Genomic DNA, 17905 nt, shown 5'->3' on the forward strand with positions numbered 1-17905 from the left:
GGGCACCGCATCGGCGGCAGCGGTGGCATGGTCGTACGGTGAGCACCGCACCCACCACCGCCTGGCGCCGGCCGGCTCCCACAGCCTCGCAGTTGCGCGCCGACCTCTGGGTCGGGCTCGCGGTCACCGTGCTGGCCCTGTTCGAGCTGACGCTGGCGCACAGCACCGGGGCCTTCCTGCTCGGGCCACCGCCGAGCGTCGCCGAGCAGATCTGGTGGACCGTGGCGGTGACCGCTCCGCTGGCCGTACGCCGGCGGTGGCCCGCCACCGTCGCCGTGCTCGTCTCGATCGCCTTCGTCGCGGGGCAGGCGCGGGCGGTCCCGCTCGCCCAGCTCCCGTCGGGCGCGCTGTTCGCCGCCCTCTTCACGCTCGGCGCGTGGGGCACCGACCGGCGGCTGGCCGGGCGGCTGCGGGCCGGCATCATCGTGGCGATGTTCGGCTGGCTCGCGCTGTCCCTCGCGCTGCGGGCCGACCAGATCACCGCCGCCTCCTTCGCCGACGCCGCCGGCCCGGTGCCGCCGGTGCTCGCCGCCGTCGTGAACGGCGTGCTCTACAACGTGCTGTTCTTCGGGTTCGCCTACTACTCCGGGCAGACCGCCTGGGTGGCCGCGCGCCGCCGGCACGAGCTGCGCGAGCAGGCCGAGCAACTGCGCCGGTCACAGGTCGAGGCGCGCGAGCGAGCGGTGATGGGCGAGCGGGTCCGCATCGCCCGCGAACTGCACGACGTGGTCGCCCACCACGTGTCGGTGATGGGCGTTCAGGCCGCCGCGTGCCGGCGCGTGTTCGACAGGGACCGGGACAAGGCGCGTACCGCCCTCGCCGCGATCGAGGAGACGGCCCGCACCTCGGTCGACGAGCTGCGCCGGATGCTCGGCGTGCTGCGCGACCCGGACGCCACTGCCGGCGCGGCCACCGCGCCGGAGGACACCGCCGGCATCGACGAGGTCCGCGCGCTCCTCGACCGGGCCCGGGAGACCGGCCTGCGGGCCGACCTCGGGGTGTACGGGGAACCGGTGCCGCTGCCGCGCTCGGTGTCGCAGGCGGCGTACCGGATCGTGCAGGAGGCGGTGACGAACGTGGTCAAGCACGCCCACGCCACCACGCTGGACGTGCGGATCCGCTATCTGGCGAGGGACCTGGAGATCGACGTGAGCGACGACGGACGCGGCGCCGTGCCGGCTGCCGGGGCCGGGCTCGGCCTGATCGGCATGCGGGAGCGGGTCGCCGCGCACGGCGGTGAGGTGGAGGCCGGGCCACGCCCCGGCGGCGGGTTCCGGGTCCGGGCCCGCATGCCGCTGCCGGTCGAGGCCACCGGGCGGGCGGCGTGACCGCCCCGGTGCGGGTGCTGCTCGTCGACGACCAGCACCTGGTCCGGACCGGCTTCCGGGTGATCCTGGAGGTCGAGGACGACATCGAGGTGGTCGGCGAGGCCGCCGACGGGCAGCGCGCCGTGTCGATGGCGGCCGCGCTGCGTCCGGACGTGGTGCTGATGGACGTGGAGATGCCGGTGCTCGACGGGCTGGAGGCCACCCGCCGGATCACCGCAGACGCGACGCCGGGCGGCCCGGCGGTGCTGATCCTCACCACGTTCGACCACGACGACTACCTGTTCGCCGCGCTGCGCGCCGGGGCGAGCGGCTTCCTGCTCAAGAACGGCACCCCGGAGGACCTGATCGAGGCGGTCCGGGTGGTGGCGCGCGGCGAGGGACTGATCGCGCCGGCGCTCACCCGGCGGGTGATCTCCACGTTCGCCCGGCCCGGCGCGGTGCCGCCGGACCCGCGGCACGACGCGGCCACCGCGGACCTGACGCCGCGCGAGCGGGAGGTGCTGGAACTGGTGGCGCGCGGGGCCAGCAACGCCGAGATCGCGGACGTGCTGCACGTCGGCGAGGCGACGGTGAAGACCCACGTCAGCCGCGTACTGGCCAAGCTCGGGCTGCGCGACCGGGTGCAGGCGGTGGTGTTCGCGTACGAGCACGGGGTGGTCCGGCCCGGCGGATGAGGCCCGTCCGCCGTGCGACGGACCCGATGATCGCTCCGTGGTGGGACGACGGGAACGACGGCCGGCCGTAGCGTCGGGATCATGACCAGCGTGCTCCGCCTCGACGGCGTCGACCGCAGCTTCGGCGGCCGTCAGGTGCTCAAAGACGTCTCCTTCGACGTGACCGCCGGGCGCATGACCGGATTCGTCGGCGGCAACGGCGCCGGCAAGACCACCACCATGCGGATCGTCCTCGGCGTGCTCGCCCCCGACGCCGGGCAGGTGACATGGCGAGGGCGACCGCTCACCCGCGAGGCCCGCGCCCGGTTCGGCTACATGCCCGAGGAACGCGGCCTCTACCCGAAGATGACACCCCGCGAACAGGTGGTCCACCTCGGCCGCCTGTACGGGCTGGACGCCGCCGGGGCGCGCCGGCGTACCGACGCGCTGCTGGAGCGGGTCGGTCTCGGCGAGCGGGCCGACGACCTGCTGGAGACGCTGTCGCTCGGTAACCAGCAGCGGGCGCAGATCGCCGCCGCGCTGGTGCACGACCCGGAGGTGCTGATCCTGGACGAGCCGTTCTCCGGGCTCGACCCGCTCGCCGTCGACATGGTGGTCGCCGTGCTGCGGGAACGCGCCGCCGCCGGAGCGCCGGTGCTGTTCTCCAGTCACCAGCTCGACGTGGTGGAGCGGCTCTGCGACGACCTGGTGCTCATCGCGGGCGGCACGATCCGGGCCGCCGGTGCCCGCGAGGAGCTGCGCGCCGCGTACACGCTGCCCCGGTTCTCGCTCGTGGTGGACGGCGACGCCGGTTGGCTGCGCGACCAGCCCGGCGTGCGGCTGGTCGACCTCGACGGCGCGCGCGCCGTGTTCGAGGTGGACCCGCCCGCCGACGACCAGTCGGTGCTGCGCGCGGCGCTGGACCGCGGCCCGGTGCGCGCGTTCGGCCCGGTCACCCCGTCCCTCGCCGAGATCTTCCGAGAGGTCAACCAGTGAACACGTTCCAGGCCACCAGGCTGGTCGCGGCCCGCGAGATCAAGGTCAAGGTCCGCGACAAGACGTTCCTCTACAGCACGCTGATCTTCCTGCTGCTCGCCGTCGTCGCCACAGTCGTGCCGGCGTTGATGAGCAGCGGTCCGTCCACTGTGGCGGTGACCGCGGCCGGCGCCGAACCGCTGCGCGCGGCCGGGCTGGACGTCATGCTCGTCGCCGACGACGGCGCCGCCGAACAGGCGGTACGCGACGGCGACGCGGACGCCGCGGTGGTCGCCGGTCCGCTGGTGGTCGCCGACGAGCGGGCCCCGGACGACGTGGTCGCCGCGCTCAGCGCGGCCCCCCAGGTGAAGCTGCTGGACCCGGACGCGGTGGATCCGTTCGTCGCGTACCTGGTGCCGTTCGCCTTCGCGTTCGTCTTCTTCTTCATGTCCCAGACGTTCGGGTTGCAGATCGCGCAGAGCGTCACCGAGGAGAAGCAGACCCGGATCGTGGAGATCCTGGTCGCCGCCGTGCCGGCCCGGGCACTGCTGGCCGGCAAGATCCTCGCCGCGGGCGCGCTGGCGCTCGGGCAGATCACGCTGATCGCGGCAGTCGCGCTGATCGGCATGCGCCTGACCGACGGCGGTGACCTGCTGGGCCTGATCGCGCCCGCGATCGGCTGGTTCGTACCGTTCTTCCTGTGCGGCTTCCTGCTGCTCGCGGCGATGTGGGCGGCCGCCGGGGCGCTGGTGAACCGGCAGGAGGACATCGCCGGGGCGTCCACCCCGGTGCAGCTCGCGGTGATGGCGCCGTTCTTCGCCGTGGTGTTCCTCAACGACAACGCCGCCGCGATGCGGATCCTGTCGTACCTGCCGATCTCCGCGCCCACAGCGATGCCGGTACGGCTGTTCACCGGTGACGCGGCGGCGTGGGAGCCGTTCGTGTCGCTGGCGCTGCTGCTGCTCGCGGCGGCCGGCTTCCTGCTCGCCGGGGCCCGGGTCTACGAGGGCTCGCTGCTGCGCACCAACGGCCGGACCTCGGTGCGGGCGGCGTGGCGGCAGCGGGAGCCGATCGGCTGACCGGGCGAGACGCCGAGCGCCGGCCACCCCGGGATCCGGGGGGCCGGCGCTCGGCACGTCGGGCGGGTCAGCCGACGGCGGCCATGACCTCGTCGGAGACGTCGAAGTTGGCGTAGACGTTCTGCACGTCGTCGCAGTCCTCCAGCACGTCGATCAGCTTGAAGATCTTGCGCGCGCCCTCCTCGTCCAGCGGCACGTTCACGCTGGGGATGAGGGAGGACTCGGCCGACTCGTACTCGATGCCGGCGTCCTGCAGCGCGGTGCGGACCGCAATCAGGTCACCCGGCTCGGAGACCACCTCGTACGCCTCGCCGAGGTCGTTGACCTCCTCCGCGCCCGCGTCGAGCACGGCCATCATCACGTCGTCCTCGCTGGTCCCGGCCTTGGGGACGATCACCACGCCCTTGCGGGAGAACATGTACGACACCGAGCCGGCGTCGGCCAGCGAGCCGCCGTTGCGGGTCAGCGCGGTACGCACCTCGGTGGCGGCACGGTTGCGGTTGTCGGTGAGGCACTCGATCAGCATCGCCACGCCGTTCGGGCCGTAACCCTCGTACATGATCGTCTGCCAGTCGGCGCCGCCGGCCTCCAGGCCGGAGCCGCGCTTGACCGCGCGGTCGATGTTGTCGTTCGGGACCGAGTTCTTCTTCGCCTTCTGGATGGCGTCGTAGAGAGTCGGGTTACCGGCCGGGTCACCGCCGCCGGTACGGGCGGCCACCTCGACGTTCTTGATCAGCTTGGCGAACATCTTGCCGCGCTTGGCGTCGATGACCGCCTTCTTGTGCTTGGTCGTCGCCCACTTTGAGTGGCCGGACATCTGTTACCTCCGTTGCTACCCGCCGTCTGCATCGACCGCACCGCACACGCCCCGCTCCCCCACCGGCGCACGTCGAGGTGCTGTGATCTTCGCTGGGAGCCGCGGCGGGCTGATGGCCCTGCCGAATCTCGGCAATCCTACCGGCGGCGGGCGGGTCACTGTCACGCGCCGCACGGCACCGGCCCGTCCCAGCCCACCCGAACCGGTACAACCAGGGACGGACCGGCCGCTCAGGAGGCGGCCCGGACCAGCTCCACGAAGTGCCGGTGCAGCCGCAGGTCGCCGGTCAGCTCGGGGTGGAACGACGTGGCCAGCAGGTTGCCCTGCCGCACCGCGACGATCCGGCCCGCGGCCGGGCCCCCGGTCACCCGGCCGAGCACGTCGACGTCCGGGCCGACCCGCTCCACCCAGGGCGCCCTGATGAACACCGCGTGGAACGGGCCGCCGTCGACGCCGGTGATCGACACCGGCGCCTCGAACGAGTCGACCTGGCGGCCGAACGCGTTGCGCCGCACCGTCATGTCGACGCCGGCGAAGCCGCGCTGGTCGGGGCGGCCGTCCAGCACCTCGGCGGCCAGCATGATCAGGCCGGCGCAGGAGCCGTAGACCGGCATGCCGGCGGCGATCCGCTTGTCGATCGGCTCGCGCATCTCGAAGATGTCCACCAGCTTGCTGATCGTCGTGGACTCACCGCCGGGCACCACCAGGCCGTCGACCGCGTCCAGCTCACCCGGGCGCCGCACCGGCCGGGCGTCGGCGCCCGCGCCGGTCAGCGCCGCGACGTGCTCGCGTACGTCGCCCTGAAGGGCGAGCACGCCGATCACCGGTACGGTCACGCCCGGCTCACCAGCCGCGCTCGGCGAGGCGGTGCGGCTGCGGGATCTCGTCGACGTTGATGCCGACCATCGCCTCGCCCAGCCCGCGGGAGACCTTGGCGAGCACGTCCGGGTCGTCGTGGAACGTGGTCGCCTTGACGATCGCGGCGGCCCGCTGGGCCGGGTTGCCGGACTTGAAGATGCCGGAACCGACGAAGACGCCCTCGGCGCCGAGCTGCATCATCATGGCCGCGTCGGCGGGGGTCGCGATGCCACCCGCGGTGAACAGCACGACCGGCAGCTTGCCCTGCTCGGCGACCTCCTTGACCAGCTCGTACGGGGCCTGCAACTCCTTGGCCGCGACGTACAGCTCGTCGGAGGGCAGCGTCTGGAGCCGGCGGATCTCCTGCCGGATCCTCCGCATGTGGGTGGTGGCGTTGGAGACGTCACCGGTGCCCGCCTCGCCCTTCGAGCGGATCATGGCGGCGCCCTCGGTGATCCGGCGCAGCGCCTCGCCCAGGTTCGTCGCCCCGCACACGAACGGGACGGTGAACGCCCACTTGTCGATGTGGTTGGCGTAGTCGGCCGGGGTGAGCACCTCGGACTCGTCGACGTAGTCGACGCCGAGCGCCTGGAGGATCCGCGCCTCGACGAAGTGGCCGATGCGGGCCTTGGCCATCACCGGGATCGACACGGCGGAGATGATGCCGTCGATCATGTCCGGGTCGCTCATCCGGGACACGCCGCCCTGCGCGCGGATGTCGGCCGGTACGCGCTCCAGGGCCATCACGGCCACCGCGCCGGCGTCCTCGGCGATCTTCGCCTGCTCGGGGGTGACCACGTCCATGATCACACCGCCCTTGAGCATCTCGGCCATGCCGCGCTTGACGCGGGCGGTGCCGACGGCGGTGGCGGGGGTCGGGGCTGCGGATTCAGACACGGGACATCGCTCCTCGGCGTGCTCGGGAGGTGACTGCGCAGGAATGCTACGACCGGCGCGACGCCGGTCCGAGCGCCAATCGAACCCCCGGTGGCCTGCCGTGTGGCCCCCGTCACGGCCGGTGCGTCAGCCGGTGGTCACGTCCGCGTGCGACGCCAGCGTCGGGTCGTCGATGTCGAAGTAACGCGGCCACTCCCGCCCGCGTCCCATCCGGAACAGCCGCACCACCGGACGCCCCCGCGCCGAACGGGCATCCCGGACCAGGTCGGTGTGCACCTGCCGGGCCAGCGCCAGCCGCCGGCTCGCCGCGATCACCGCCGCGCAGGCCGCGTCGTCCGGGTCCAGCCGCACCGCCCGCAACTGCCGGGTCAGGTCGTTCTCGGCCGCCTCGCGCTCCTCCGGAGCGGCGTCCAGCGCGATCCGGGCGGCGGCGTACAGCTCCACGCCGTACCGCTGCTCGGCCAGGACCGCGGCGGCGGCCGCGCGGCGCAGCAGGTGCGCGTCCAGCGCGCGGGCCGCCGAGTCCGCGCGGACCTGCAGCCGCTGCACACGGCCGGAGGTCCAGATCAGGTACGCCGAGAGCAGCCCGAGCACCGCGACCGCGCCCACCACCCACCACATGCCCGGCATCGTAGTGCTGCTCCTCATCCCGGCCGGCCGGCGCTCGCACCGGCAGACGCGCTCGTCACAGCGGCCGCAGCGGCCACAGCGGTCAGCCCAGTCCCGCCCACTCCTGGTCCATGACCCGACCGTCGGTGGCCTCGATCGCGGCTGCGTATACCTCCAGAACGCGGCGGGCAACCACGGGCCAGTCGAAATTCGCCACCACCTGGTCGCCGCAGGCGGTGAGCCCGGCGCGGCGGCCGTCGTCGTCGAGCAGCTCGGACAGCGCGCCGGCCAGCGCCGCCGCGTCGCCGGTCGGGAACAGCAGGCCGGCCCGTCCGCCGTCGAGCACCCGGCGGAACGCGTCCAGGTCGCTGGCGACCACGGTGGCGCCGGCGGCGAGCGCCTCGGTGAGGATCATCCCGAAGGACTCCCCTCCGGTGTTCGGTGCGACATAGAGGTGCACGCTGCGCAGCATGCGTGCCTTGTCCGTCTCGGAGACCAGGCCGAGGAACGTGACCCGGTCGCGCAGCCCGGCCGGGAACCGCCCGTACAGCTCGTCGGCGTCGCCCGGGCCGGCGACCAGCAGACGCAGCCCGGGGCGGTGCGGCGCCAGCGCGACGAACGCGTCCCGCAGGATCGGGAAGCCCTTGCGCGGCTCGGTGAAGCGGCCCAGGAACCCGAGCGTGCCGCCGGTGCCCGGGACACACTCCCCCGGCCAGCCCGGCAGCGGCGGCACCCCGGCGAACTTCGCCACCGCCACCCCGTTCGGGATCTCCACCGCGCCGCCGTCCATGTGCTCGACCTGCACCTTGCGGGCCAGCGCGCTGACCGCGATCCGGGCGGTGATCCGCTCCAGCACGATCTGGAGCACGCCCTGCGCGGCCGACATCACCCGGGAGCGGGTCATCGCGGTGTGGAACGTGGCCACCACCGGGCCGCGGGCGCAGAGCACCGCCAGCATCGACAGGCTCGGCGTGAGCGGCTCGTGCACGTGCAGCACGTCGAAGTCGCCGCGGGTGATCCAGCGCCGCACCCGGGCGGTGGAGACCGGGCCGAAGGCGATCCGGGCCACCGACCCGTTGTACGGCAGCGGCACCGCCCGCCCGGCCGACACCACGTACGGCGGCAGCGCCGAGTCCTCGTCGGCGGGCGCCAGGACGCTCACCTCGTGGCCGAGCCCGAGCAGCGCCTCGGCCAGGTCCATGACGTGGTTCTGCACGCCGCCCGGCACGTCGAACGAGTACGGGCACACGATGCCGATACGCACTGCGCCCTCCCCCTAGACCGTCCCGGTGGTGGCCGGCGGTGCCGCCGACGTGGGCGTACCGTCCCGGTCCTGGTCCAGCCACATCCGCTGCAACATGTGCCAGTCTTGCGGATGCCGGGCGATGCCCGCCGCCAGACCGTCGGCAATCCGCTGCGTCACCGTGCGGACCCGCTCGTCGAGCGGGGCGCTGTCCGGGTCCGGCAGCGGCAGCGGGCCGTCGATGGACGCGCACGCCGCGTCCGGTTCGTACCACATCGAGGCCACGTAGAGCGGGGCGCCGGTGCGGATGGCCAGCAGCGCCGGCCCGGCCGGCATCCGGGTCCGGCCGCCGAAGAAGTCCACCTCCACGCCCCGGGCCGACAGGTCCCGGTCGGCGAGCAGGGGCACCACGTAACCGGCACGCAGCCGGTCCACCAGCACGTCGAACGCGGGACGCGGGCCGCCGCGGTTGGGCAGGATCTCCATCCCCAGCCCTTCCCGGAACCCGACGAACCGCTCGTAGACGCCGTCCGGGAGCCGCTCCGCCACCGTGGTCATCGGCCAGCCGGTAGCAGCCACCCAGGCGCCCGCGGCGTCCCAGTTGCCGGCGTGCGGCAGCGCCACCACTGCGCCCCGCCCGGCCGCCACGTCGGCGGCGAGCAGTTCCTGCCCGTCCAGGCGGAACCCGGCGAGGATCTCCGCCCGGCTCAGGCCGGGCAGCCGGAACGCCTCCATCCAGTACCGGGCGTACGAGCGCAGCCCGTCGCGCACGAGCACGTCCAGCTCCGCGTCGGACATCCGAGGGCCGACCACCCGGCGCAGGTTGGCGCGCAGTCGACGCGTACCCCCGCCGTCCTTGCGGTGGGCGCGGTCGGCGCCCGCCCGGAAGGCCGCGGCCGCGACGGGCCGGGGCAGCGCCCGGATCAGGCGCCAGCCCGCGACGAAGCCCGCCTCGGTGAGATTCACTCGACGCCGACCTGCTGGGCCTGGCGGTACACGTGGGCCATCCGCTGCCCCACTGTGAAGATCGAGACGGCCGCGAGCAGCCAGAGCGCGATCTCCAGCGCGGGGCGCACGCCGACGCCGGTGAGCAGGCCGCCGACGCCGACGATGAGCAGCCGCTCGGTGCGTTCGGCGATGCCCACGTTGCAGGTCATCCCGAGACCCTCGGCGCGGGCCTTGACGTAGGAGACCAGACCACCGGCGGCCAGGCAGATCAGCGCCGCCGCCACGCCCGAGTAGTCGTGCTCGGTGGCCAGCCAGTACGCGACCGCGCCGAACACCGCGCTGTCGGCGATCCGGTCCATGCTCGAGTCGAGGAACGCCCCGAACCGGGTGGACCCGCCGCTCATCCGCGCCATCGTGCCGTCGAGCAGGTCGGTGAGGGCGAAGACCGTGACGATCAGCGCACCGGCGACCAGATGGCCGCGCGCGCCGAAGCCGAGCGCGCCGACGAGCACGCCGGCGGTACCGGTCACGGTGACCGCATTGGGGGACACGCCCGCACGCAGCAGCGCGCGGGCGACCGGCTCCACGACGCGGGTCATGCCCGCGCGGGCCGTCACTTGGAAGATCTTCGCCATGGCGGTCCCACGATAACGGCCCGCAACCGCCGGGGACACAGCCGGGCGTACGACCCGCCCGGCGGCCCTTGTGCGGGCACCCGTGCGGGTGTGAGATCGAGCCAGGAGGTGAGCCAGTTCACCGGAGCACCGGTCCGCGTTCCCGTCCAGCAGGAGATCACCGGAAGATATCGCCGCGGCGCCCGTCCCGGGTCCGCTCCCCCGTCGCCCGCGGCGGTCGCCACCACCACCGGTTGAGGGAGGTGCGCCGCGATGGCGCAGAAGAACGAGAAGGGTGTCACCGGCGGCGCGCCGGTGGTGACCGAGCCCGGCAGGGTTCGCAACGTGGTGCTCGTCGGGCACTCCGGCGCCGGCAAGACGACGCTCGTCGAGGCGCTGCTGGCCGCCAGCGGCACGATCGGCCGGGCCGGCGCCGTCACCGAGGGCACCACCGTCTGCGACCACGACCCCGCCGCCGTACGCCAGCAACGCTCGGTGAGCCTGGCCTGCGCCCCGCTGACGCACCGCGACGTCAAGGTCAACCTGCTGGACACCCCGGGGTATGGCGACTTCGTCGGCGAGCTGCGCGCCGGGCTGCGCGCCGCCGACGCGGCGCTGTTCGTGGTCTCCGCCGTCGACGGCATGGACGCCGCCACCGCCGCCCTCTGGGAGGAGTGCGCCGCCGTCGACATGCCCCGGGCCGTGGCGGTCTCCCGGCTGGACCACCCGCGCGCCGACTTCGACGAGGCGGTGGCGCTGTGCCAGCGCGTCTTCGGCGACAACGTACTCCCGCTCTACCTGCCCATGCTCGGCGACGACGGCGAGTCGGTGGCCGGGCTGATGGGGCTGATCACCCGCCGGGTGTACGACTACTCCGACGGGCTGCCGGCGGCGGTGCGCGAACCGGACCCGCAGCACCTGCCGGCCATCCAGGAGTCCCGCGACGAGCTGATCGAGGGGATCATCGCGGAGAGCGAGGACGAGACCCTGATGGACCGCTACCTCGGCGGCGAGGAGATCGACGCCGAGGTGCTCATCACCGACCTGGAGACCGCCGTCGCGCGCGGCCACTTCCACCCCGTGGTGCCGGTCTGCGCGGAGACCGGCGTCGGCCTGGACGCGCTGCTCGACGGCCTGGTCGCGGCGTTCCCGTCGCCGCTGGAGCACGACCTGCCCGCGGTCACCGGCGTGGACGGCTCGCCCCGCCCGCCGCTGACCTGCGACCCGGACGGCCCGCTGGTCGCCGAGGTGGTCAAGACGACAGTCGACAGGCACGTCGGGCGGGTCTCGCTGGTGCGCGTCTTCTCCGGCACGCTCCGCCCCGACCAGGTGATCCACGTGTCGGGTCACGGCATGGCCGAGCGCGGCCACCCGGACCACGACGCCGACGAGCGGGTCGGTCACGTCTACAGCCCGCTCGGCGCGACGCTGCGCGAGGTGGCCGCCTGCGTCGCCGGTGACCTGTGCGCGATCACCAAGTCGGGCAGCGCGGAGACCGGCGACACCATCTCCGCCAAGGACGACCCGCTGCTGATCGCGCCGTGGGAGATGCCCGAGCCGCTGCTGCCGGTGGCGATCGTGGCGCGCAGCCGGGCCGACGAGGACGCGCTGGCCCGCAACCTGTCCCGGCTGATCGCCGGCGACCCGACGCTGCGGCTGGAACGCAACGCGGAGACCCACCAGCTGGTGCTCTGGTGCATGGGCGAGGCGCACGCCGACGTGGTGCTCGACCGGCTGCGCGGCGGCGGCGTCGAGCTGGACACCGAGCCGGTCCGGGTGCCGCTGCGCGAGACGTTCACCGCCGCCGCGCGCGGGCACGGCCGGCACGTCAAGCAGTCCGGCGGCCACGGCCAGTACGCCGTCTGCGACATCGAGGTGGAGCCGCTGCCCCGGGGCGCCGGCTTCGAGTTCGTCGACCGGGTGGTCGGCGGCGCGGTCCCGCACAACTACATCCCGTCGGTGGAGAAGGGCGTCCGGGCGCAGATGGAACGCGGCCTGGTCGCCGGCTACCCGGTGGTGGACCTGCGGGTGACGCTGGTCGACGGCAAGGCGCACAGCGTCGACTCCTCCGACGCGGCGTTCCAGACCGCCGGCGCGCTGGCGCTGCGCGACGCCGCCGAGAAGGGCCAGCCGGCGCTGCTGGAGCCGGTCGACGAGATCACCGTACGGGTGCCCGACTCGTCGGTCGGCGCGGTGATGGGCGACCTTTCGGGGCGGCGCGGCCGGGTGCTCGGCACCGAGCCGGACCCGGATGCCGAGGGGCGGACGCTGGTCCGCGCCGAGGTGCCCGCTACGGAGCTGCTGCGATACGCGGTAGAGCTGCGCTCGATGACGGCGGGCACCGGCACGTTCCGGCGCGAGTTCGCCCGCCACGAGCCGATGCCCGCCCACTTGGCCGACCAGGCCCGCAAGGAGTCCACCACTCACTGACCCCGCCCCAGTCCCCGCCTCGGCCCCGCGATCTTGCATTTGCGGCCTTCGCAAATGGGGCATTCCCGGCATCAGGGGGGTCAGGGGCGGACGGCGGGGACCGGGGGCATCGGCCAGTGGGGGCGGTCGGCGTCGCGGAGGGCGGCCGAGCGTACCGCCGCCAGTTGCCGCTCCACCTCGGCGAACTGGTCCGGCGCGAGCGGGCCCCGGGCCAGCGCGGCCGCGTTCTCCTCGACCTGGGCGACGGTACGGGCACCGGGGATCGGCACGGCCCGGTCGCTGCGCGCCCAGATCCACCCGATCGCCCCCTGCGCCAGGGTGCGCCCGTCGGCGGTCAGCGCGTCGCGCACGGCGGCGACCCGGCGCAGCCACTCCGGGGCGGGCCGGCCGCTGCGAAACCACTCCAGCCAGGTCGGCCCGAGTCCGCGTACGTCGTCGCGGGGCAGCGTGGACTCCGGCGTGTACTTGCCGGTGAGCAGACCCATCCCGAGCGGCCCCCGGGCCAGGCCGGCGAGATCGTGCTTGTCGCAGGCGTCGAGCATGGCCGGGGCGTCCCGCAGCACCGACAGCGCGTGCTGCACGGCGGCGGCACCGCGGGCGACCTGCGCGAACGCGGCGGCCCGGTCGGCCCGGTCGGTGCTCCACCCGTACGCCCGGATCAGGCCGGCGCCGACCAGGTCGTCGAGCGTGCCGATGAGCGCCTCGGCCCGGGGCAGCGGCAGGTCGCCCAGGTGCAGCTGGTAGAGGTCGATGCGGTCGGTGCCCAGCCGGCGCAGCGAGTCGGTCACCGCCCGGCGCAGGTAGTGCGGCGAGGCGTTCTCGCCGGTGGCCTGCCGGGTGCGCTCGTCGAACGTGTAGCCGAACTTCGTGGCGATCACCGCCTCGTCACGCCGGCCGGCGAGCGCCCGTCCGAGCACCCGCTCGCCGTGCCCGGCGCCGTACGTGTCGGCGGTGTCGAACAGGGTGACGCCCAGGTCGAGCGCGCGGCGGATCGCGCGTACCGACTCGTCGTCGTCGACCCGGCCCCAGCCCAGCGGGCGGGCGCCCTCGGCCCACGGGCCGCCGATCGCCCAGCACCCCATGCCGAGGGCGCTCACCTCGATGCCGCTGCGCCCCAACTGTCGCTTGTCGACTGCCACCGCCGCATCCTGTCATCTCCCCGGCGACCGCGGGCCGGTTCGCAGCCGGAGAGTCCGGCCGCAATCACTGCGCGTGACGCCAAGCGGTGGACGATCGCGGCGAAGCGATATGCCTCAGAGTCATGAATATGCCTCTGAGGCATATCGGTGCGAGGCCGTCCCTTCGATCCGGCCTCCGACGCAGAAGGCCGCCCGGCGAGCCGTCAGCGCGCGTAGGCCAGCAGCACCGGCTCGTCCTGGCCCGACCAGGTGCCGGTGAGCCTGCCGGAGCCCGGCACCTCGGCCGGTACGGGCCGCCGGACCACCGCCAGCTCGACGTCCCCGACCTGGACCACCGTCACGCCACCGTCACCCGAGCCGGCCGAAACCGGACCGGCCGAAACCGGACCGCTCGGCACCGGGCGGCCGGTCCGGCTGCCCGTCAGCGTCATGCTCGCCGGGCGCACCTCGCGCTTCCCGTCGACCTCGAAGTACTCCTCGGCCTGCCCGGCGTCGGCGAGCACGGCGGCGGCCAGCAGCGGCGGGTACACCGGGTCGCCGCAGGCGTCGTACACCCAGCGGCGGCCGAGCACCGAGTGCTCGACGAGGCCCACGAAGAAGTCGTCAGCCCCGGCCAGCGGCGCGCCCCGGTAGGTCAGCGGCGCCTGGAGCACCGGGCCGTCACCGGCGCGCACGAGCAGCGTCTCGACGCCCACCTCGCCGGCCGGGTCGTCGAACCGGTACGCCGCGACGCGGGTGACCGGCGCGCCGGTCTCGCCGGCGAACCACTGCCGGCCGGGCAGCCAGCCGGCGAGCAGCTCCAGTTTCGAGGGGCGCAGTTCCGCGCGGTGCAGGAGAGCCATGCGCAAGATCGTACTGTCGGGGCGGGCCCCCGTCAGGCCGCCGCCCACGCCTTGGCGAGCAGTTCCCGGGTGTCGGCCAGCAGCTGCGGCAGCACCTTGGTGCGGCCGATCACCGGCATGAAGTTGGCGTCGCCGCCCCAGCGCGGCACCACGTGCTGATGCAGGTGCGCGGCGATGCCCGCGCCGGCCACGCCACCCTGGTTCATGCCCAGGTTGAAGCCGTGCGCGCTGGACACGTGCCGGACCACCCGCATGGCGGCCTTGGTGAACGCGGCCAGCTCGACCGTCTCCGGCTCGTCCAGCTCGGTGTAGTCGGCCACGTGCCGGTAGGGGCAGACGAGCAGGTGCCCGGGGTTGTACGGGTAGAGGTTGAGCACCGCGAACACGTGCTCGCCCCGGGCCACCACCAGGGACTCCTCCGGCGGCAGGCCGGGCGCGAGGCAGAACGGGCAGCCGGCCGGCTTCTCGTATCCGCCCTCGGGCCGGTCCTCGCCGGAGATGTAGGTCATCCGGTGCGGCGTCCAGAGCCGGTCCAGCCCGTCCGCCAGACCGTTGTCGCCGCCGTACCCGGTGTCCCGCTCCGCCCCTGTCACACAGGCGATCCTACGATCCGGGCCGCTCGGCGGCAGGACCGGCGTTGGTGCGCGACTCCACCACCTCACGGACGTGCGCCACCGCCTCGTCGATCGGTACGCCGTTGCGCTGCGAGCCGTCCCGGTAGCGGAACGAGACGGTACCGGCGGCCACGTCGTCGTCCCCGGCGATCACCATGAACGGGATCTTCTGCTGCTGCGCGTTGCGGATCTTCTTCTGCATGCGGTCGTCGCCCAGGTCGACCTCGGCCCGGATGCCGTGCCGGCGCAGCGTCGCGGCGAAGTCGACCAGGTAGTCGCCGTGCTCGTCGCGGATCGGGATGCCGACCACCTGCACCGGCGCCAGCCAGGCCGGGAACGCGCCCGCGTAGTGCTCGGTGAGCACGCCGATGAACCGCTCGATCGACCCGAACTTGGCGCAGTGGATCATCACCGGCTGCTGCCGGGTGCCGTCGGCGGCCTGGTACTCCAGCCCGAAGCCCTTCGGCTGGTTGAAGTCGTACTGGATGGTCGACATCTGCCAGGTCCGGCCGATCGCGTCCTTGGCCTGCACGGAGATCTTCGGCCCGTAGAACGCCGCGCCGCCCGGGTCGGGCACCAGTTCCAGGCCGGTCTCCAGCGCGCACTGCTCCAGCACGGCGGTGGCGGTCGCCCAGTCGGAGTCGGAGCCGACGAACTTGTCCGGCTTCGACTCGTCGCGGGTCGACAGCTCCAGGTAGAAGTCGTCGATGCCGAAGTCGCGCAGCAGGCTGAGCACGAAGCCGAGCAGGTGCTTGATCTCCGACGGCGCCTGCTCGCGGGTGCAGTAGGAGTGGGAGTCGTCCTGGGTGAAGCCGCGCACCCGGGTCAGGCCGTGGATGACGCCCGACTTCTCGTACCGGTAGACCGTCCCGAACTCGAACAGCCGCAGCGGCAGCTGCCGGTAGGAGCGCCCGCGCGACCGGTAGATCAGGTTGTGCATCGGGCAGTTCATGGCCTTGAGGTAGTAGTCGCTGCCCTCCATCTCCATCGGCGGGAACATCGTGTCCTTGTAGTAGGGCAGGTGTCCCGAGGTGTGGAAGAGACCTTCCTTGGAGATGTGCGGCGTGCCGACGTAGTCGAAGCCCTCCTCGACGTGCCGCGCCCGGACGTAGTCCTCCATCACCCGCTTGAGCACACCGCCCTTGGGGTGGAAGACCGGCAGGCCGGACCCGATCTCGTCGGGGAAGCTGAACAGGTCGAGGTCCGCGCCGAGCTTGCGGTGGTCGCGGCGGGCGGCCTCCTCCAACAGCTTCAGGTACGCCTTGAGCTCGTCGCGGGTCGGCCACGCGGTGCCGTACACGCGCTGCAGCTGCGGGTTGCGCTCCGACCCGCGCCAGTACGCGGCGGCCGAGCGCATCAGCTTGAACGCGCCGATCAGCCGGGTGTTCGGCAGGTGCGGGCCCCGGCACAGGTCCGACCAGCAGACCTTGTCCTCGTTCGCGGCGAGGTTGTCGTAGATGGTCAGCTCGCCGCCGCCCACCTCCATCACCTCGGAGGAGTCCAGCCCCTCCCCCTTGACCTCGATCAGCTCCAGCTTGTACGGCTCGGCGGCCAGTTCGGACCGCGCCTCGTCCAGGTCGGCGAACCGGCGGCGGCGGAACCGCTGGCCGGACTTGACGATCTCCTGCATGCGCTTCTCGAGCTTGGTCAGGTCGTCCGGCTGGAACGGCTTGTCCACGCCGAAGTCGTAGTAGAAGCCGTTCTCGATCGGCGGGCCGATGCCGAGCTTGGCGTCCGGGAAGACGTCCTGCACGGCCTGGGCCAGCACGTGGGCGGTGGAGTGGCGCAGCACGTTCAGCCCGTCCGGGCTGTCCAGCGTGACCGGCTCGACCGCGACCTCCTCGGCCGGGCGCCAGTCCAGGTCGCGGAGCTGGCCCTGCGGATCGCGGACCACCACGATCGCCTTCGGCCCGCTCATCGGCAGGCCGGCCGCGGCCACCGCGTCGGCCGCCGTGGTCCCGGCGGCGACGACGACGGGGTCGGCCACGACGGGGGTACGGGGTGCGGACACGGTGACTCCTAGTCGTCGACGGTACGGAAGGGCCGGTGACCGGCCCCTGCGATGCTATCGGTCGCCCGGACCCGGACCGCCGCCGACGCCGGTGCCCGCCTCCGGCGAGTTCCGTGCCGGGTTGAACCTTTTCGCCCCGCCGCCCGAACTACCAGGTGGGGCCGGAGCCGGTACCGGCCCCAGCCGAGAAGGATGGGGACGACCATGAGGATGACCCGTCAGGGCCGGTGGGCGGCGGCGTCGCTGGCGGCCGTACTCGCCGGGGCGGTGGGCTGGCCCGCCGCGGCGAACGCGGCCGGGGTGACCGTCACGACCTCGCCCGCCCAGGTACGCCAGGGCGACGCGATCGAACTGTCCGTGCTGGTGCCGGCGGACAGGCCCGGCACCCGGACCACCCGGATCGAGCTGACCATGCCCGCGGACGCCCCGATCGGCGAGGTGTACCCGCTGTCGGTGCCGGACTGGGCGCCCACCATCACCACCCGCACGCTCGACCAGCCGGTCCCCGGCATGCACGCGGCCGAACTGAACCAGGTGACCCACTCGGTGAGCTGGCTGCGGATGCCCGGCACCGGCACCGGGGCGGCCCGGCTGCCGCTGGGCATGGGACCGATGCCCGCCACCGACCGGCTCACGTTCACCGTGACGCAGACGTACGACGACGGCAGTGTGGTCCGGTGGGCGGACCCGGCGGGTGGCGCGCACCCCGCGCCGACGGTCGACCTGCTGCCGCCGCTGCCGGGCACCGTGACGCACGACGACGGCGCCGGTACGAGCGGCGGCGCGCACGGCGGTCACGGCGCGCCGGGCGCCCTCGGCCGGGCGCAGGATGGCGCGCAGGGCGGCAC

Annotated in this window: 17 protein-coding genes; 6 read left to right on the forward strand and 11 right to left on the reverse strand. The window is 73.6% G+C overall.

Going from position 1 to position 17905, the window contains the following annotated elements:
• The first annotated feature begins 38 nt into the window (after window positions 1-38).
• The 4 genes from AC2CHG_RS13545 (at window position 39) to AC2CHG_RS13560 (ending at window position 4035) form a co-directional block, all read left to right on the forward strand.
• On the forward strand, window positions 39-1328 hold the full coding sequence (locus tag AC2CHG_RS13545) for a sensor histidine kinase (RefSeq protein ID WP_484524848.1): 1290 nt from the start codon (window positions 39-41) through the stop codon (window positions 1326-1328).
• On the forward strand, window positions 1325-2002 hold the full coding sequence (locus AC2CHG_RS13550; protein WP_194802923.1) for a response regulator: 678 nt from the start codon (window positions 1325-1327) through the stop codon (window positions 2000-2002). Before AC2CHG_RS13545 ends, AC2CHG_RS13550 begins: the two co-directional genes overlap by 4 nt.
• Before the next feature lie 81 nt (window positions 2003-2083).
• Window positions 2084-2977: an ABC transporter ATP-binding protein gene (locus tag AC2CHG_RS13555; RefSeq protein WP_135239376.1), complete on the forward strand. Its 894-nt coding sequence runs from the start codon at window positions 2084-2086 to the stop codon at window positions 2975-2977.
• Window positions 2974-4035, forward strand: coding sequence for an ABC transporter permease (locus tag AC2CHG_RS13560; protein WP_262012359.1), 1062 nt, complete (start codon window positions 2974-2976; stop codon window positions 4033-4035). Before AC2CHG_RS13555 ends, AC2CHG_RS13560 begins: the two co-directional genes overlap by 4 nt.
• Window positions 4036-4102: 67 nt before the next feature.
• Here the strand turns inward: AC2CHG_RS13560 and AC2CHG_RS13565 are convergent, their stop codons facing one another.
• The 7 genes from AC2CHG_RS13565 to pgsA form a co-directional block, all read right to left on the reverse strand.
• A complete protein-coding gene (locus AC2CHG_RS13565) occupies window positions 4103-4852 on the reverse strand; it encodes a YebC/PmpR family DNA-binding transcriptional regulator (protein WP_262012358.1) in 750 nt (249 codons plus the stop codon).
• A 230-nt stretch (window positions 4853-5082) separates the two neighbouring features.
• Window positions 5083-5688, reverse strand: coding sequence for a pyridoxal 5'-phosphate synthase glutaminase subunit PdxT (gene pdxT / locus AC2CHG_RS13570; protein ID WP_463839751.1), 606 nt, complete (start codon window positions 5686-5688; stop codon window positions 5083-5085).
• 7 nt (window positions 5689-5695) lie between these two features.
• Window positions 5696-6607 carry a pyridoxal 5'-phosphate synthase lyase subunit PdxS gene (gene pdxS / locus AC2CHG_RS13575; protein WP_366619262.1) on the reverse strand — a complete coding sequence of 304 codons (912 nt, stop codon included), beginning with the start codon at window positions 6605-6607 and terminating at the stop codon, window positions 5696-5698.
• A gap of 126 nt (window positions 6608-6733) precedes the next feature.
• Entirely contained in the window at window positions 6734-7237 is a 504-nt protein-coding gene (locus AC2CHG_RS13580) for a hypothetical protein (RefSeq protein WP_135239369.1), read from the reverse strand.
• An 82-nt stretch (window positions 7238-7319) separates the two neighbouring features.
• Entirely contained in the window at window positions 7320-8480 is a 1161-nt protein-coding gene (locus AC2CHG_RS13585; protein WP_366619260.1) for a glycosyltransferase family 4 protein, read from the reverse strand.
• Between the two features lie 12 nt (window positions 8481-8492).
• Window positions 8493-9425 carry a phosphatidylinositol mannoside acyltransferase gene (locus tag AC2CHG_RS13590; RefSeq protein WP_366619258.1) on the reverse strand — a complete coding sequence of 311 codons (933 nt, stop codon included), beginning with the start codon at window positions 9423-9425 and terminating at the stop codon, window positions 8493-8495.
• Window positions 9422-10042: a phosphatidylinositol phosphate synthase gene (gene pgsA, locus AC2CHG_RS13595; RefSeq protein WP_262012353.1), complete on the reverse strand. Its 621-nt coding sequence runs from the start codon at window positions 10040-10042 to the stop codon at window positions 9422-9424. The genes AC2CHG_RS13590 and pgsA overlap by 4 nt, the downstream gene beginning before the upstream one ends.
• Before the next feature lie 252 nt (window positions 10043-10294).
• Between pgsA and AC2CHG_RS13600 the strand changes: the two genes are divergently transcribed.
• Entirely contained in the window at window positions 10295-12451 is a 2157-nt protein-coding gene (locus AC2CHG_RS13600) for an elongation factor G-like protein EF-G2 (protein WP_484524849.1), read from the forward strand.
• A gap of 80 nt (window positions 12452-12531) precedes the next feature.
• Here the strand turns inward: AC2CHG_RS13600 and AC2CHG_RS13605 are convergent, their stop codons facing one another.
• From AC2CHG_RS13605 to thrS, 4 genes are all read right to left on the reverse strand, one after another.
• Window positions 12532-13590 (reverse strand): aldo/keto reductase, encoded by a 1059-nt coding sequence (locus AC2CHG_RS13605; protein WP_262012351.1) that lies wholly within the window; start codon window positions 13588-13590, stop codon window positions 12532-12534.
• A 203-nt stretch (window positions 13591-13793) separates the two neighbouring features.
• A complete protein-coding gene (locus AC2CHG_RS13610) occupies window positions 13794-14432 on the reverse strand; it encodes a CG0192-related protein (protein WP_484524850.1) in 639 nt (212 codons plus the stop codon).
• 32 nt (window positions 14433-14464) lie between these two features.
• Window positions 14465-15025, reverse strand: coding sequence for an HIT family protein (locus AC2CHG_RS13615; RefSeq protein ID WP_410054887.1), 561 nt, complete (start codon window positions 15023-15025; stop codon window positions 14465-14467).
• Between the two features lie 10 nt (window positions 15026-15035).
• Window positions 15036-17057: a threonine--tRNA ligase gene (gene thrS, locus AC2CHG_RS13620; protein ID WP_366619251.1), complete on the reverse strand. Its 2022-nt coding sequence runs from the start codon at window positions 17055-17057 to the stop codon at window positions 15036-15038.
• Between the two features lie 204 nt (window positions 17058-17261).
• Here thrS and AC2CHG_RS13625 point away from each other — a divergent pair.
• The coding region (locus tag AC2CHG_RS13625; RefSeq protein WP_484524851.1) for a YcnI family protein at window positions 17262-17905 on the forward strand (644 nt) is incomplete at its 3' end.

The sequence above is a fragment of the Micromonospora sp. ATLC20 genome (assembly GCF_057196585.1).